This is a genomic window from Pseudomonas sp. RIT-PI-a, assembly GCF_001187875.1.
In the GTDB taxonomy this organism is placed as follows: Bacteria; Pseudomonadota; Gammaproteobacteria; order Pseudomonadales; family Pseudomonadaceae; genus Aquipseudomonas; species Aquipseudomonas coleopterorum.
The window spans coordinates 109,666-124,628 of the sequence record NZ_LGIR01000014.1 but is presented as its reverse complement, the minus strand read 5'-3'; the positions used below and the strand labels follow the sequence as shown (position 1 = coordinate 124,628).

The window sequence follows — 14,963 nt, the reverse complement described above, 5'->3', positions numbered from 1 at the left end:
CAGTCCTGTAACCAAGTGAAAGAAGAGGCCAGTGATCGGCGCGGGCATCGTGGCTCGGGTAGTTTCATCCATCACTCCCCGGAATCAACCGGCAGCCTTGCCGCGGACCGACCCAGGCTGCCGTGTTGCTGCGTCCCAGGCCACTGGCCAGGACCCGTCGCTGGCCCGAGTCTTCGCTCAGGCTGCTCAGCGGCAGATACTGTCTGATGTAGCTCTGACAGTACTCGACGCTGTTTTGCATGACGTAGCGGCATGAACAGTACTCTTTTGCCGAATAGGCACTGAGGATGTCCGGAAATGCCAGCAGCTGGGTGCGCTCGTGCCACAGCCAGGTGGCCGCCGTCAGCGATAGCAGCAGGCTAAGGGCCACCCAGGCGCGCTTGCCGGTGCTCATTGGCCACCCTCGGGGGCAAAGGCGGCCAGCAGCCGTTGCAGCAGTGCATCATGGCTGAAGCTGGCATCGCGATCGTCGGCATAGCGCACGATCACCAGGCGTTGCTCGGGCAACACGTAAAGGGCCTGCCCCCAGTGCCCCAGCGCCGCCATGGTGCTGCGGGGGGCATGGGGCCAGGCGGCGTTGCTGTTGAGCCACCAATGCGCACCTGCGGCCGGCTCGCCCGGCACGTCCTGGCTCGGGGCGAATGGGGTGCGATTGAAGGCCACCCAGGCCTGAGGCAGCAACTGCCGGCCCTGCCATTCACCATCGCGCTGCATGAGCAGGCCCACGCGTGCCAGATCCCGCGCGGTCAGGTAGGCATATGAAGAGGCGACGAAGGTGCCGCTGGCATCGGTCTCCCACACCGCCCGGTCGATGCCCAGCGGGGTGAACAACGCCTGCCAGGGATAGTCCGGGTATTCATGCAGCCCAACCATGTTGCGTAGCGCGGCGGCGAGCAGATTACTGTCGCCGCTGGAGTAACGAAACCGTTCGCCGGGGGCATGGGCACGTCGGTGGCTGGCAGCGTAGCTGGCCATGTCCTGATGGCCGCGGGTGTAGAGCATCGCCACCACCGATGAATTGAGCGGCGCGTATTCGTAGTCTTCCTCCCAGTCCAGCCCCGAGGCCCAGTGCAACAGGTCCTCGACCCGGATGTCACGATGGGAGTCGAGCGGCTGGAAATAGTCGGCGGCGGCATCCTCAAGGGCAAAGCGCCCTTCGCCGTAGGCCACGCCCATGACCGTGGCCAGCAGGCTTTTGCTGATCGACCAGGTGGCATGCACCCGATCGGCGGCGCCGGGCCCGGCATAGCGCTCGTAGACGATCTCGCCGTCGCGGATGACCAGCAAGGCGTCGGTGCGCACGCCTTCGCGCGTGACGTCATCGCGCGGCACGAACGCATAGCGCTCCAGCTCGGCAATGGCCGGCGACGCCGGTGCCAATGCCTGGCTCCACTGCGCGGACGGCCAGCTTTGCGCACCCACCGATACCGAGCACAGCAGAAAGATCGACAGGATAAACAGACGCGACATGCGAGAAAGGCTCGTGAGCGGGGTTGGCGCGAGTGTGCAGTGCGGGTATGACAGCCGTTCGCTGCAAGAGTTGTGTGGCATGCGGCCGCCGGGTCTGTCACGCAAGCATCACCAAAGCTTCACCGGGGTGACACCGCGTCTTCCTAGGCTGGCCATGCCTAGCAAAATCGACCTGCCGCACTCACCGGCCGGCTTTTGGAGACTTGCAATGACTCAGATCGCACGCTCTGGCGACACCCGTACCGAACGCCGTCTGCAGGCCGAACGCCTCACCGGTCCGCAAGCTCTGCACGAGGCCCAGGCCCTGCGCTTCGCCGTGTTCAGCACCGAACTCAACGCCACGCTCAAGAGCGCCGAGCTGGGTCTGGACGTCGACGACTACGATGCCCACTGTCAGCACATCGGAGTGCGCGACCTGGCCACCGGGCGGCTGGTGGCCACCACCCGCCTGCTCGATCATCAAGCGGCCAATCGCCTGGGCCGCTTCTACAGCGAAGAGGAATTCAGCCTGCACGGTCTGCGGCATCTGCAGGGCTCGATCCTGGAAATCGGCCGGACCTGCGTTGCGCCCGCCTATCGCAACGGCGGCACCATCGCGGTGCTCTGGGGCGAGTTGGCCGAGGTGCTCAACGAAGGCGGCTACGATTACCTGATGGGTTGCGCCAGCATTCCGATGCAGGACGGCGGCATCCAGGCCCAGGCGATCATGCAACGGCTGCGCGAGCGCTACCTGTGCACCGAGCACTTGCGTGCCGAGCCGAAGATGCCATTGCCGAGCCTGGACATTCCCGGCAACGTCATCGCTGAATTGCCGCCGCTGCTCAAGGCCTACATGCGCCTGGGCGCGAAGATCTGCGGCGAGCCGTGCTGGGACCCGGATTTCCAGGTGGCCGACGTGTTCATCCTGCTCAAGCGCGACGACCTCTGCCCGCGCTATGCCCGCCACTTCAAGGCGGCCGTGTGATGCCGCGCTGGCGCGTCTACGCGCGCATCCTGCGGCTGCTCTGGGTGATCGGCCTGGGCCTGGCGCTGGCCGGGACGTTCAGCCTGCTGGAGCGGCTGCGCGTACCGAACTGCATGGAGCGGCGCCAGCGTTGGTCGCGCTGGTTCATGGAACGGCTGAGCAACGCCCTGCCTTTCGAAGTCACCGTGCAGGGCGAGTTGCCACGCACGCCCATGCTATGGGTCGGCAATCATGTGTCCTGGACCGACATCCCGCTGCTCGGCATGCTGGCGCCGCTTTCGTTCCTGTCCAAGGCCGAAGTCCGCACCTGGCCGGTGGCCGGCTGGCTGGCGCTCAAGGCGGGGACGCTGTTCATCCGCCGCGGGGCGGGCGACAGCCAGCTGGTCCGCCGGCCGATGACCCAGCACCTGCGCAACGATCTGGACCTGATGATCTTCCCCGAAGGCACGACCACCGATGGACACAGCCTGCGGACGTTCCATGGGCGGCTGATGTCCAGCGCCATCGATGCCGGCGTGGCGGTGCAGCCGATCGCAATCCGCTATGAACGGGACGGCGATCTGGATCCGATCGCGCCCTTCGTGGGCGATGACGATCTGTTGTCGCACCTGTTGCGTCTGTTTGCCCAGCCGCGCGGGCAGGTGTTGATTCAGGTGCTGACGCCGATTGCCAGCACCGGCAAAGAACGGGCGGCGCTGGCCTTTGAAGCGCAGGAGGCGGTGCGGGTGGCGTTGTTCGGTGAGGTCGAGGAGATGCGGCGGGCGGCGTGAGTCAGGTGTTCCGAGTTGCCTCATTCGCGGGCAGAGCCCGCTCCCACATAATAGGGGATAGGGGATGGACTTTGTGGGAGCGGGGCGGGCGGCGAGCCCTCTGCCCGCGAAAGCGTCGGCACAATCACCGCATCTCCCGAGCGAACCCCTGCACCACCGGATAGAACGCCCGAAAATCCTCGCTCAGCGGCTCATACAGCGCCTGTACTTCCTCGAACGCCCCGGCCAGCCCCTCGGGCTTTGACAGGCGCCGTGAAATCCCCTGCAGCACCCGCTCGATAATCTGAAAATCACGGTACGACCCCAGCCAATCCTCGGCGATCATGTGTGGCGCCATGGCCGCCAGCCGTCCGGGCAGGTCGGCTTCGGCGGCCAGCACGCGATAGACGTGGCGTGAGAAGTCCGCCAACGGCTGCTGTGAATAATCCGCCCAGTGCCGCGCCAGGCAGTGATCGAAGAACACGTCGACGATGATCCCGGCATAACGTCGCCGCTCTACCGGAAAACGGCCAATGGCACCCAGCACCAGCGGATGGCTGTCGGTGAACGCGTCGATCTGCCGATGCAGCCGAATGCCGGCTTCCAGGGGCGCGCTGAAGCGCCCCTCCAGGCGACCCTTGACGAAATCGCCATAGAGGCTGCCGAGCAGCTGCTCAGGTAAAGGACCGCCGAGGTGAAGGTGCGCGAGGTAGTTCATGCCGGCAGCTTAGCACCATTGCGCTTGTATCGTTATAACCCGATATAGCCGAACGGCGCTTCGTTAGCACGCAATCATATTTGTATATCGCGAAATACAGATATATATTTCGTCCCGTCCCGATATAAGCCGAGTCCGTCATGCCCCTTGATCTCGACGAAATAATAAAAGCCCTCTCCCACCCCGTGCGCAGGGAAATCCTGGCGTGGCTCAAGGATCCCCAGGGGCAGTTTCCCGATCAGCACCACAGCACCGAAAACGGTGTGTGTGCCGGGCAGATCGACCAACGCTGCGGCCTCTCGCAGTCAACCGTTTCCGCCCATCTGGCAACCCTGCAACGGGCCGGCCTGATCAGCAGCAAGAAGGTTGGCCAGTGGCACTTTTTCAAACGCAACGAGGACGTCATCCAGGCGTTTCTCGCGCAAATGAGCGAACAGCTCTGACAAGGATTTTCCCATGCCCTTACCCCTGCTGATCCTGGCGCTGAGCTCTTTCGCCATCGGCACCACCGAGTTCGTCATCATGGGCCTGCTGCCCGATGTGGCGGGCGATCTCGGCGTGAGCATCCCCAGCGCCGGCTGGCTGGTCACCGGCTACGCCCTGGGCGTGGCCATCGGCGCCCCATTCATGGCCCTGGCCACCGCGCGCCTGCCACGCAAGGCGGCGCTGGTGGTGCTGATGGGCATCTTCATCATCGGCAACCTGCTGTGCGCGATCGCCAGCGACTACAACGTGCTGATGTTCGCCCGGGTGGTCACCGCGTTGTCCCACGGCGCCTTCTTCGGCATCGGTTCGGTGGTGGCTGCGGGGCTGGTCGCGCCCAACAAGCGCGCTTCGGCCGTGGCCCTGATGTTCACCGGCCTGACCCTGGCCAACGTGCTGGGTGTGCCGCTGGGCACCGCATTGGGCCAAGCCGCAGGCTGGCGTTCGACCTTCTGGGTGGTGACGCTGATCGGCGTCGTCGCCCTGATCGGTCTGCTGCGTTTTCTGCCCAGCAATCGCGAAGAAGCCAAGCTGGACATGGTCGCCGAACTGTCGGCGCTCAAGGGCGCCGGGATCTGGCTGTCGCTGAGCATGACGGCCTTGTTCGCCGCGTCGATGTTCACCCTGTTCACCTACATCGCGCCGCTGCTGGGCGATGTCACCGGCATCTCGCCGCGCGGCGTCACCTACACCCTGCTGCTGATCGGCCTGGGCCTGACCGTGGGCAACATCATCGGCGGCAAGCTGGCGGATCGACGCCTGGGCGCGACCCTGGTCGGCGTGTTCGCGGCCATGGCGGTGGTGTCCACCGCGCTGAGCTGGACCGCAGTCGCCGTCATTCCCACCGAAATCACCCTGTTCCTGTGGGCCGCTGCAGCCTTCGCCGCCGTGCCTGCGCTGCAGATCAACGTGGTGACCTTCGGCAAGTCGGCACCCAACCTGGTGTCGACCCTGAACATCAGCGCCTTCAACGTCGGCAACGCCCTGGGCGCCTGGATCGGCGGCGCCGTCATCGCCGGCGGCCTCGGCCTGACCAGCGTGCCACTGGCCGCGGCGGTTCTGGCCGTGCTCGCCCTGATCGTCACCCTGATCACCTTTCGCCAGACCCGGACTCCGGACCTGGCACCTGCCACTCACTGATAGAGGCTGTTTTCCATGACTACACTTTTCGACCCGATCAAGCTCGGCGCGCTGGAACTGCCGAACCGTATCATCATGGCCCCACTGACCCGCTGCCGCGCCGACGAGGGCCGCGTGCCGAACCAGATGATGGCCGACTACTACGTGCAACGCGCCAGCGCCGGTCTGATCCTCAGCGAAGCGACCTCGGTCACGCCCATGGGCGTCGGTTACCCTGACACCCCCGGCATCTGGTCCAACGACCAGGTGCGTGGCTGGGCCAACGTCACCCAGGCCGTACACGCCGCCGGCGGGCGGATCATGCTGCAGCTGTGGCACGTGGGCCGCATCTCCCACTCGCTGTACCTGAACGGCGAACTGCCGGTGGCCCCCAGCGCCATCGCCGCTGACGGCCACGTCAGCCTGGTGCGTCCGATCACCGGTTTCGAAACGCCACGGGCGCTGGAAACCGCTGAAATCGCCGACATCGTCGAGGCCTACCGTGTGGGCGCGGAAAACGCCAAGGCCGCCGGCTTCGACGGCGTGGAAATCCACGGCGCCAACGGCTACCTGCTCGACCAGTTCCTGCAGAGCAGCACCAACCAGCGCACCGACGCCTACGGCGGCTCGCTGGAAAATCGCGCGCGCCTGCTGCTGGAAGTGACCGATGCGGCCATCGACGTCTGGGGCGCCGACCGTGTCGGCGTGCACCTCTCGCCACGCGCCGACCTGCATGACATGGGCGACGCCAACCGCGCCGAAACCTTCACCTATGTGGCCCGCGAGCTGGGCAAGCGTGGCATCGCGTTCATCTGTGCCCGCGAGAAGGAAGGGGAAGACAGCCTGGCCGCGCAACTGCGTGATGCATTCGGCGGTCCGTACATCGTCAACGAGCGTTTCGACAAGGCTTCGGCCAACGCTGCCCTGGCCAACGGCATCGCCGATGCCGTGGCCTTCGGCGTGCCGTACATCGCCAACCCCGACCTGCCCGAGCGCCTGCAGGCCGATGCACCGCTGAACGAGCCACACCCTGAAACGTTCTACGCCAAGGGCGCTGCTGGCTATCTGGACTACCCGCGCATGTAAGCGGCAGGCCGGGCCGCTACCAGGCGCGCCCGGCCGTTCAGCGCCGCAGCTGACTGATCTGCTGTTGCAGGTTCTGCACCTGACTCTGCAAGGTGGTCAAGCTGCGCGTCGCCTGCCCGCGAAACGCATCGAATTCATTGACGCTCGGCCCACTGCTGGCCGCCGGGCGATTCTCCTGCTCGCTCTTGAGCACGATCAGGTCCTGCTCCAGACGCTCCAATTGCGCGCTGGGGTTGCTCTTTTTCAATGCGGCCAGCTCGCCGTCCAGGCCATCCAGGCGTGCCTGCAACTTGCCGGTATCCGGCTGGGCCTGCTTGAGTGCGGCCAGGTCGCTGCCCAGGCTCTTCAACTGCGCCTGCAACTGCTCGTTGAGCGCCTGCTGCGCGGCCACTTGCGACGCCGCCTGCTCCAGACGTGTCTGCAAGGTGCTCTGCTGACCGGCCACACCACTCTGCTGCTGGGTCTGCTGTGCCAACTGGTCCTGCAACTCCTTGATCTCGGCCCGCATCGCTTCGCTGCCCGACACGGCAGTGGATTGGGTGTTGGCAACCTTGCCACTGATGTCCTGCAGGCGCCCCGCCGCTTCTTCGCTGATGCGCGCGAAGCTTTCCTGGGTCGCCACCAACTGCTGCTCCATCAGGTTGATCTGCTGGAAGCTCCACCACCCCAGCCCGCCCAAGGCGATGAACAAGGCCCCGATCAGTGCCCACAGCGCGCCGGTGCTGGGCGCCTTGACGCGCACCACCGGGGTGTTGCGCGAATACAACGCATCGCGCTCGCGCCCGCCGCCCACCGGGGCGAAGTCGTCATCGTCGCGGGTATCGCCGCGCAGGCTGGGCAGGTTGTCGTCGAAGTCGTCGCGGGCATCTTTGCGCATGTGAGAAACCTTTGTGTCACGGGGTAATGGCCGGGACCGCGAGTATAACCTCGCAACGGTGGTCATCGACCGACCACCGAGGCAATTGGCTCAAGCGCCGGCCGCGCCCTGGGCACGCCACCAGCCACAGAACTCATCCAGCGATGCCCACAGCGAGGTCCGCGGGTCGTAACCCAGGTAGTGTCGGGCGCGGTTGATATCCAGCGTGAAATGCTCGTGCAGCGCCTGCACCTCGTAGCGCGACAGTCGCGGCCGAGGCTGGCCGGGCCAGAGCAGGCAGGCCGCCTCGCCGAGCGCAGCGCTGCCGTGGGCCAGGCCGAAATCGCGATAGCGCTGCACCTGGGGCAATTCGAGCTGGCGCATCACGTAGTTGATCACGTCCCACAACGGTATCGGCGCGCCATTGCTGATGTTGTAGACCTGATTGAGCGCGGTATCGCCCGCCGACAATGCGCCCAGCAGTGCTTGATTGAGGTTCTGCACACTGGTGAAATCGACCTTGTTCAAGCCGTCACCGATGATCCGCAGGCGATTCTTGCGCTGCCGCTCGATCAGCCGTGCGAACTGCTGCCCGTCGCCAGCGCCGGTCACCCGATGCGGGCGCAGCACGACGGTTTCCAGGCCGAACTCGGCGGCGCCCAGGACCTTCTGCTCGGCCAGCCACTTGGTGCGCGCCTCATGGCCACGCAGGCGCTTCGGCACCCGCTCTTCCTTGAGTCCGAGGTGGCTGCGGCCGTCGACATACACCGCCGCCGACGACAGATACACCAGCCGTTGCACATGCTCCTTGAGACAGGCCTCGACGACGTTCTCGGTGACTTCGACGTTGGCCTGATGAAACGTCTGGTAGCGGCCCCAGGTACCCACGGCCCCGGCGCAATGCACCACCGCATCGATGCCTATGCACAGGCGCTTGGCCAGATCGGGGTCGAGCAAGTCACCCTGGGTGAACTGCGCACCGCGTCGAACCAGATGCTCCACCCCTTCGGCCCGGCGACCATTGATGCGCACCTCAAGCCCCTGCTCCAGCGCCAGGCGCGTGAAGCGTCCGCCGATGAAGCCGCTTGCGCCGGTGACCAGAATCTTCATGAATTGCTCCGCTGTACATCGATCAATGTGTAACCGCAGCTCGCCCGGAAAAAGGGCTTTGCCGCGTGCTTCGAGGTGATTTACGGGTGTGCACTGCACGCCTTGACGACGCCTGCTACCGATAGACGCGCGCAGGGCTCACAGCGGCACCAACCAGCTCCCGGCACCGTCGCGCAGATGTTGCGTGAGCCGTTCGAGCAGCTGTCCGCCGTTGCGCCAGTGATGCCAGTACAGCGGCACATCCACCGGATGTCCGACGCAGATCTCGATCAGACTGCCCTCGGCCAGCGCGTCCTCGACCTGCAGCTCGGGCACCATGCCCCAGCCCATGCCGGCCTTGGCCAAACGGTTGAAGCCCTCGGACGAGGGGCACAGGTGATGGAGAAAGCCCTCGGCCAGACCCAGCGATGCCAGAAAGCGGTGTTGCAGATAGTCGTCGGGGCCGAACACCAGTGCGGGCGTGCGCGGCAGATGGGCCGGGTCGAACCCGTCGGGAAAATGCCGGGCCATGAAACCGGGGCTGGCCAGCGCCCGGTAGCGCATGGCCCCCAGCAAGAGACTGCGCGCGCCGGCCAGAGGCCGCTCGCTGGCACACAGGCAGGCCGCCACTTCACCGGCACGCATGCGCTTGAGGCCGACGTCCTGATCCTCCACCACATGGTCCAGAAGCAACTGCTCGCGAATGCAGAACTCACCTACCGCCCCCGCCCACCAGGTGCCCAGGCTGTCGGCATTCAAGGCGATGCGCAGGCGCTCGGGCATGCCCTGCTCATCCAGCGTCGGCACCTGCCCCTGCAGATCACGCTCGAGCAAGCGCACCTGCTGCACATGGTTGAGCAGGCGCCGGCCGATATCGGTGGGCGCCGGTGGCGTGGCGCGGATCAGCACCGGCTGACCCACCCGCGCTTCGAGCAGCTTTATCCGCTGCGACACCGCCGATTGCGACAAGCCCAGCACCTGGGCAGCACGCTCGAACCCGGTCTGTTCCACCACGGCAGCCAGTGCGGCGAGCAGCTTGTAATCGAACATCAGTTTCCCTAATGAATGATCAGCACTATTGGTTTTTCTTATACCGCGCCAGTCCTCACAATGGCCAGCTTCTAAAGGGAGAAACACCGATGTGGCAGAGTTACCTGAATGGTTTGCTGGTTTCGTTCGGCCTGATCATGGCGATCGGCACGCAGAACGCGTTCGTTCTGGCGCAGAGCTTGCGCCGCGAGCATCACCTGCCCGTAGCCCTGCTGTGTGTGACCTGTGACGCGCTGCTGGTGGCCGCCGGTGTGTTCGGCCTGGCCACGCTATTGGCGCACAATCCGACGTTGCTGGCAGTGGCGCGCTGGGGCGGCGCCCTGTTCTTGCTGTGGTACGGCGCCCAGGCGTTGCGCCGTGCCTGCTCGCGGCAGAGCCTGGAACGGGCCGACAATACCGGGCTGCGCTCGCGCAAGGCGGTGCTGCTGAGTGCCTTGGCGGTGACCCTGCTCAATCCCCATGTGTACCTCGATACGGTGCTGTTGATCGGCTCACTGGGCGCCCAGCAAAGCGTACCGGCTGCCTACGTTGCCGGCGCCACCAGTGCGTCGCTGATGTGGTTCTTCGGCCTGGCCCTGGCTGCGGCCTGGCTGGCCCCCTGGTTGGCACGTCCCACCACCTGGCGCCTGCTCGACCTGATGGTAGCGGTGATGATGTTCGCGGTCGCGGCGCAACTGGTGTTCACCTGAAACCGTCAGTCTGGCCAGGCAAAGGCTCTGGAACCTCTATCCCACACAGTTGTTGCGTGGTTAAGGCCCCATGCCGATGCTATGATCCGGCACTGCGTCGCAAAGAGTAAAAACTCGCCGACGTTTCTCAGGCCGCCCGTGATCGGCCGTGCGCAAACCGCAACAGACCTGATTAGGAGAATCACCATGGCTTTCGAATTGCCGCCGCTGCCCTACGCCCACGATGCCCTGCAGCCGCACATCTCCAAGGAAACCCTGGAGTATCACCACGACAAGCACCACAACACCTATGTCGTGAACCTGAACAACCTGGTGCCTGGCACCGAGTTCGAAGGCAAGACCCTCGAAGAAATCGTCAAGTCGTCGTCCGGTGGCATCTTCAACAACGCCGCCCAGGTCTGGAACCACACTTTCTACTGGAACTGCCTGGCGCCCAACGCCGGTGGCCAGCCTACCGGTGCATTGGCCGAAGCCATCAACACCGCGTTCGGTTCGTTCGACACGTTCAAGGAAGAATTCACCAAGACGTCGGTCGGCACCTTCGGTTCCGGCTGGGGCTGGCTGGTGAAGAAAGCTGACGGCTCCCTGGCCCTGGCCAGCACCATCGGTGCCGGCAACCCGCTGACCAACGGCGACACCCCGCTGCTGACCTGCGACGTCTGGGAACACGCCTACTACATCGACTACCGCAACGTGCGTCCAAAGTATGTCGAGGCGTTCTGGAACCTGGTGAACTGGGACTTCGTGGCCCAGCAGTACGAAGGCCGCGCCTTCACTGCATAAGCCACATCGTTTCTGAAAAGCCCGGCCTTCGTGCCGGGCTTTTTTGTGCCCGCCTGCATTCGCCGATGGCACTTCCCGTCCAGCTTGTTGCCAGATTGTCGCTCAAGAATGCATCCAGGCCGGCCGACACACTGGCGCGCCTGTCGCCATTCGAGACAATCGGTACGATTCGCGTTCATTTGTGGCTTTACGGCCCACGGTAAGTTGCCAATACTCGTGGCATCTTGATGCCAAGCGTTCGACACAAGGAATTGCCATTGAAGCTGGAAGTCAGGAACAGCTTGTCCGTCAAGTTGCTTCGCGCGGTGCTGGTGTCGGCCCTGGTCGTGGGCATGGTGCTCAGCTGTGCGCAGATCGTCTTCGATGGCTACAAGACCCGCCAGGCCATCTCCGCCGACGCCGAGCGGATCCTGGCCATGTTCCGCGACCCTTCGACCCAGGCGCTCTACAGCCTGGACCGGGAAATGGGCATGCAGGTGATCGAAGGGCTGTTTCAGGATGAAGCGGTGCGTCAAGCGTCCATCGGCCACCCCGACGAAGCCATGCTGGCCGAACGCTCGCGCCCACTGCAGAGCTTGAGCAGCCGCTGGCTGACCGATCGCATCCTGGGCCAGGAGCGCAGCTTCAGCACACGCCTGGTCGGTCGCGGCCCGTTCAGCGAATACTACGGCGACCTGCACATCACCCTGGACACCGCCACCTATGGCGAGGACTTCATCGTCAGCTCGGTGATCATCTTCATTTCCGGCACCTTGCGCGCCCTGGCCCTGGGTCTGTTGCTGTACCTGATCTATCACTGGCTGCTGACCAAGCCGCTGTCACGAATCATCGAACACCTGCTGCAGATCAATCCCGACCGGCCCGGTGAATACCAACTGCCGTTGCCACGCGGTCATGAGCACAATGAGCTGGGCCTGTGGGTCAACACGGCCAACCAGCTCCTGGCGTCCATCGAGCGCAACACCCAGCTGCGCCACGAAGCCGAAGACAGCATGTTGCACATGGCCCAGCACGACGTGCTGACCGGCCTGGCCAACCGCGTGCAACTGCAGCAACAACTGGACAAGGTCCTGCTTGACGCCCATCGCCTGCAGCGTCGGGTCGCGGTCTTGTGCGTCGGCCTGGATGACTTCAAGGGCATCAACGAGCAGTTCGGCTACCAGACGGGCGACCTCCTGCTGCGCGCCCTGGCCGACCGCCTGCGGGCCCACAGCGGCAGGTTCGGCAACCTGGCACGCCTGGGCGGCGACCAGTTCGCGCTGGTTCAGGCGGACATCGAACAGCCCTACAAGGCAGCGGAGCTGGCGCAGCGCATTCTCGACGACCTCGATGCCCCTTTCGCGCTCGACGAGCATTCAATCCGCCTGCGCGCCACCATCGGCATCACCCTGTTTCCTGAAGACGGCGACAGTACCGAGAAGCTGCTGCAGAAAGCCGAGCAGACCATGACCCTGGCCAAGGTCCGTTCGCGCAACCGCTACCAGTTCTACATCGCCAGCGTCGACACCGAGATGCGCCGACGCCGCGAGCTGGAAAAGGACCTGCGCGAGGCACTGGCGCGCAATCAACTGCACCTGGTCTACCAGCCGCAGATCAGCTACCGCGACCACAGTATCGTCGGCGTCGAGGCGCTGCTGCGCTGGCAGCACCCGGAACACGGCCTGGTTCCCCCCGATCAGTTCATCCCCCTGGCCGAGCAGAACCGCAGCATCATCGCCATCGGCGAATGGGTCCTCAATCAGGCCTGCAGCCAGTTGCGCGAGTGGCATGACCAGGGCTTCATCGGCCTGCGCATGGCAGTCAACCTGTCCACGGTGCAGTTGCACCACAACGAACTGCCCCGCGTAGTCAGCAACATCCTGCAAATGTATCGTCTGCCGCCGCGCAGCCTGGAGCTGGAGGTGACCGAAACCGGCCTCATGGAAGACATCAGCACGGCCGCGCAGCACCTGCTGAGCCTGCGCCGCTCGGGCGCACTGATTGCCATCGACGACTTCGGCACTGGCTATTCATCGCTCAGTTACCTGAAGTCGCTGCCTCTGGACAAGATCAAGATCGACAAGAGTTTTGTCCAGGACGTGCTCAGCGACGAGGATGACGCGACCATCGTGCGGGCCATCATCCAGCTGGGCAAGAGCCTGAACATGCAGGTCATCGCCGAAGGTGTCGAAACTCTGGAGCAGGAGGCCTATATCGTCGCCCAGGGTTGCCACGAAGGTCAGGGCTACCTCTACAGCAAGCCGCTGGCGGCGCGTGAGTTGACGGCCCTGCTCAAGCAATCGGAGCGCAGCCGTACCCACCTCACCTCGGCGCCGTCGCAGAGTTAGCGCAACGCGTCAGCCTGAAGCTTTTTTCACATTAGCCCTTTACAGAAAATGCATATCTTTCGCATTATGGCGCAGTTTTGCGCGCCCTCCGCGCGCCCGCTCGCCACTCTTGACGCAGGATTTCGCCATGATTCGTACGCCCCTGGCCACCGCCAGTCTGCTGGCCATCGCCATCGCTCTTGCCGGCTGCGACAGCAAGGACAAGCAAACCACCACCGCCGCCCAGACCCCAGCCCCGGCCGCCTCCGCGCCGGCGGCCCCGGCTGCGGTGCCCACGGCTTCCGGCACCCTCGACGAAGCTGCGGCCAAGGCCGTGGTCGCCCACTACGCGGACATCGTGCACGCCACGTTCGAAGATGCCCTGACAACTGCTCAGGCATTGCAGAAAGCCGTCGACGCCTTCCTTGCCGCGCCCAGCGACGCCACCTTGAAAGCTGCGCGCGATGCCTGGGTTGCCTCGCGCCCTTCGTACCTGCAGACCGAGACCTTTCGTTTCGGCAATACCTTGATCGATGACTGGGAAGGTCAGGTCAACGCCTGGCCCCTGGACGAAGGCCTGATCGACTACACCGACAAGAGCTACGAGCACGCCCTGGGCAACCCCGGCGCTACCGCCAACATCATCGCCAACAAAATCATCCAGGTCGGTGAAGACAAGGTCGACGTCAGCGACATCACGCCCGAGAAGCTCGCCAGCCTGAACGAACTCGGTGGTTCGGAAGCCAACGTCGCTACCGGCTACCACGCCATCGAATTCCTGCTCTGGGGCCAGGACCTCAACGGTACCGGCCCAGGCGCCGGCAACCGTCCAGCGTCCGACTACCTGGAAGGCGCCGGTGCCACCGGTGGCCACAACGACCGTCGTCGTGCCTACCTCAAGGCCGTCACCGACCTACTGGTCAGCGACCTCGAAGAGATGCTCGCCAACTGGAAACCCAACGTCGCCGACAACTACCGCGCCACCCTGGTGGGCGAGCCGGTCGACAGCGGCCTGCGCAAGATGCTCTTCGGCATGGGCAGCCTGTCCCTCGGCGAATTGGCCGGCGAGCGCATGAAGGTCGCCCTGGAAGCCAACTCGCCGGAAGACGAGCACGACTGCTTCAGCGACAACACGCACAACTCGGCGTTCTACAATGCCAAGGGTATCCGCAACGTCTACCTGGGCGAGTACACCCGTACCGACGGCACCAAGCTGACCGGTGCAAGCCTGTCCTCGCTGGTGGCCAAGGCCGACCCGGCCACCGATACCGCGTTGAAGGCCGACCTGGCCGACACCGAAGCCAAGATGCAGGCCATCGTCGACCGCGCCAACAAGGGCGAGCACTTCGACCAGCTGATCAGCAGCGATAACGCCGCCGGCCAGCAAGTGGTGCGCGATGCGATCGCCGCCCTGGTCAAGCAGACCGGCGCTATCGAGCAGGCCGCCGGCAAACTGGGTATCACCGATCTCAACCCGGACACCGCCGACCACGAGTTCTGATCGATCCGGGCTGCACCGACAGGCACTCGCGCGTCCGGTGCAGCCCGTTCACCCAAGGCTCGAAAGCCCGTACAGGCGAAGCGGGCGGCGAGTCCGCTGC

At 64.7% G+C, this 14,963-nt stretch carries 15 protein-coding genes; 9 read left to right on the top strand and 6 right to left on the bottom strand.

What is annotated here, in order from left to right:
• Nucleotides 1-64: 64 nt before the first annotated feature.
• Nucleotides 65-394, bottom strand: coding sequence for a hypothetical protein (locus AC788_RS10895; protein ID WP_049860661.1), 330 nt, complete (start codon nt 392-394; stop codon nt 65-67).
• Complete coding sequence (locus tag AC788_RS10890) at nt 391-1,470, bottom strand: serine hydrolase domain-containing protein (RefSeq protein WP_049860660.1); 1,080 nt, start codon at nt 1,468-1,470, stop codon at nt 391-393. Before AC788_RS10890 ends, AC788_RS10895 begins: the two co-directional genes overlap by 4 nt.
• Nucleotides 1,471-1,678: 208 nt before the next feature.
• On the opposite strand from AC788_RS10890, the gene olsB reads away from it, so the two are divergent.
• Together olsB and AC788_RS10880 are read left to right on the top strand one after the other, a co-directional pair.
• On the top strand, nt 1,679-2,434 hold the full coding sequence (olsB, locus tag AC788_RS10885) for an L-ornithine N(alpha)-acyltransferase (RefSeq protein WP_049860659.1): 756 nt from the start codon (nt 1,679-1,681) through the stop codon (nt 2,432-2,434).
• Nucleotides 2,434-3,204 carry a lysophospholipid acyltransferase family protein gene (locus AC788_RS10880; protein WP_049860658.1) on the top strand — a complete coding sequence of 257 codons (771 nt, stop codon included), beginning with the start codon at nt 2,434-2,436 and terminating at the stop codon, nt 3,202-3,204. Before olsB ends, AC788_RS10880 begins: the two co-directional genes overlap by 1 nt.
• 124 nt (nt 3,205-3,328) lie before the next feature.
• Here AC788_RS10880 and AC788_RS10875 read toward each other — a convergent pair whose 3' ends face one another.
• On the bottom strand, nt 3,329-3,901 hold the full coding sequence (locus AC788_RS10875) for an acyl carrier protein phosphodiesterase (RefSeq protein ID WP_049860657.1): 573 nt from the start codon (nt 3,899-3,901) through the stop codon (nt 3,329-3,331).
• Between the two features lie 140 nt (nt 3,902-4,041).
• Between AC788_RS10875 and AC788_RS10870 the strand changes: the two genes are divergently transcribed.
• Genes AC788_RS10870 through AC788_RS10860 form a run of 3 tightly spaced genes read left to right on the top strand, consistent with a single transcriptional unit; the run spans nt 4,042 to nt 6,589 of the window.
• Nucleotides 4,042-4,344 carry an ArsR/SmtB family transcription factor gene (locus AC788_RS10870; protein WP_049860656.1) on the top strand — a complete coding sequence of 101 codons (303 nt, stop codon included), beginning with the start codon at nt 4,042-4,044 and terminating at the stop codon, nt 4,342-4,344.
• Nucleotides 4,345-4,357: 13 nt separating this feature from the next.
• A complete protein-coding gene (locus tag AC788_RS10865) occupies nt 4,358-5,524 on the top strand; it encodes an MFS transporter (RefSeq protein ID WP_049860655.1) in 1,167 nt (388 codons plus the stop codon).
• A gap of 15 nt (nt 5,525-5,539) precedes the next feature.
• Nucleotides 5,540-6,589 carry an alkene reductase gene (locus AC788_RS10860; protein WP_049860654.1) on the top strand — a complete coding sequence of 350 codons (1,050 nt, stop codon included), beginning with the start codon at nt 5,540-5,542 and terminating at the stop codon, nt 6,587-6,589.
• Between the two features lie 37 nt (nt 6,590-6,626).
• Here the strand turns inward: AC788_RS10860 and AC788_RS10855 are convergent, their stop codons facing one another.
• The 3 genes from AC788_RS10855 to AC788_RS10845 all read right to left on the bottom strand — a co-directional run bounded on the left by AC788_RS10855 (nt 6,627) and on the right by AC788_RS10845 (nt 9,584).
• Nucleotides 6,627-7,466 (bottom strand): hypothetical protein, encoded by an 840-nt coding sequence (locus AC788_RS10855; protein WP_049860653.1) that lies wholly within the window; start codon nt 7,464-7,466, stop codon nt 6,627-6,629.
• A 90-nt stretch (nt 7,467-7,556) separates the two neighbouring features.
• On the bottom strand, nt 7,557-8,555 hold the full coding sequence (locus AC788_RS10850) for an NAD-dependent epimerase/dehydratase family protein (RefSeq protein ID WP_049860652.1): 999 nt from the start codon (nt 8,553-8,555) through the stop codon (nt 7,557-7,559).
• A gap of 138 nt (nt 8,556-8,693) precedes the next feature.
• A complete protein-coding gene (locus AC788_RS10845) occupies nt 8,694-9,584 on the bottom strand; it encodes a LysR family transcriptional regulator ArgP (protein WP_049860651.1) in 891 nt (296 codons plus the stop codon).
• An 89-nt stretch (nt 9,585-9,673) separates the two neighbouring features.
• Between AC788_RS10845 and AC788_RS10840 the strand changes: the two genes are divergently transcribed.
• The 4 genes from AC788_RS10840 (at nt 9,674) to AC788_RS10825 (ending at nt 14,863) form a co-directional block, all read left to right on the top strand.
• Nucleotides 9,674-10,273 (top strand): LysE/ArgO family amino acid transporter, encoded by a 600-nt coding sequence (locus AC788_RS10840; protein ID WP_049860650.1) that lies wholly within the window; start codon nt 9,674-9,676, stop codon nt 10,271-10,273.
• 186 nt (nt 10,274-10,459) lie between these two features.
• Nucleotides 10,460-11,056: a superoxide dismutase gene (locus AC788_RS10835; RefSeq protein ID WP_043186911.1), complete on the top strand. Its 597-nt coding sequence runs from the start codon at nt 10,460-10,462 to the stop codon at nt 11,054-11,056.
• Nucleotides 11,057-11,313: 257 nt separating this feature from the next.
• Nucleotides 11,314-13,383 (top strand): putative bifunctional diguanylate cyclase/phosphodiesterase, encoded by a 2,070-nt coding sequence (locus AC788_RS10830; RefSeq protein WP_049860649.1) that lies wholly within the window; start codon nt 11,314-11,316, stop codon nt 13,381-13,383.
• Between the two features lie 127 nt (nt 13,384-13,510).
• On the top strand, nt 13,511-14,863 hold the full coding sequence (locus AC788_RS10825; RefSeq protein WP_049860648.1) for an imelysin family protein: 1,353 nt from the start codon (nt 13,511-13,513) through the stop codon (nt 14,861-14,863).
• The last annotated feature ends 100 nt before the right edge of the window (nt 14,864-14,963 follow it).

Excerpts from the sequence above, each read along its gene's own strand:
- AC788_RS10895 (WP_049860661.1), bottom strand. The coding sequence starts at position 394 with ATGAGCACCGGCAAGCGCGCCTGGGTGGCCCTTAGCCTGCTGCTATCG.
- AC788_RS10890 (WP_049860660.1), bottom strand. The coding sequence starts at position 1,470 with ATGTCGCGTCTGTTTATCCTGTCGATCTTTCTGCTGTGCTCGGTATCG.
- olsB (WP_049860659.1), top strand. The coding sequence starts at position 1,679 with ATGACTCAGATCGCACGCTCTGGCGACACCCGTACCGAACGCCGTCTG.
- AC788_RS10880 (WP_049860658.1), top strand. The coding sequence starts at position 2,434 with ATGCCGCGCTGGCGCGTCTACGCGCGCATCCTGCGGCTGCTCTGGGTG.
- AC788_RS10875 (WP_049860657.1), bottom strand. The coding sequence starts at position 3,901 with ATGAACTACCTCGCGCACCTTCACCTCGGCGGTCCTTTACCTGAGCAG.
- AC788_RS10870 (WP_049860656.1), top strand. The coding sequence starts at position 4,042 with ATGCCCCTTGATCTCGACGAAATAATAAAAGCCCTCTCCCACCCCGTG.
- AC788_RS10865 (WP_049860655.1), top strand. The coding sequence starts at position 4,358 with ATGCCCTTACCCCTGCTGATCCTGGCGCTGAGCTCTTTCGCCATCGGC.
- AC788_RS10860 (WP_049860654.1), top strand. The coding sequence starts at position 5,540 with ATGACTACACTTTTCGACCCGATCAAGCTCGGCGCGCTGGAACTGCCG.
- AC788_RS10855 (WP_049860653.1), bottom strand. The coding sequence starts at position 7,466 with ATGCGCAAAGATGCCCGCGACGACTTCGACGACAACCTGCCCAGCCTG.
- AC788_RS10850 (WP_049860652.1), bottom strand. The coding sequence starts at position 8,555 with ATGAAGATTCTGGTCACCGGCGCAAGCGGCTTCATCGGCGGACGCTTC.
- AC788_RS10845 (WP_049860651.1), bottom strand. The coding sequence starts at position 9,584 with ATGTTCGATTACAAGCTGCTCGCCGCACTGGCTGCCGTGGTGGAACAG.
- AC788_RS10840 (WP_049860650.1), top strand. The coding sequence starts at position 9,674 with ATGTGGCAGAGTTACCTGAATGGTTTGCTGGTTTCGTTCGGCCTGATC.
- AC788_RS10835 (WP_043186911.1), top strand. The coding sequence starts at position 10,460 with ATGGCTTTCGAATTGCCGCCGCTGCCCTACGCCCACGATGCCCTGCAG.
- AC788_RS10825 (WP_049860648.1), top strand. The coding sequence starts at position 13,511 with ATGATTCGTACGCCCCTGGCCACCGCCAGTCTGCTGGCCATCGCCATC.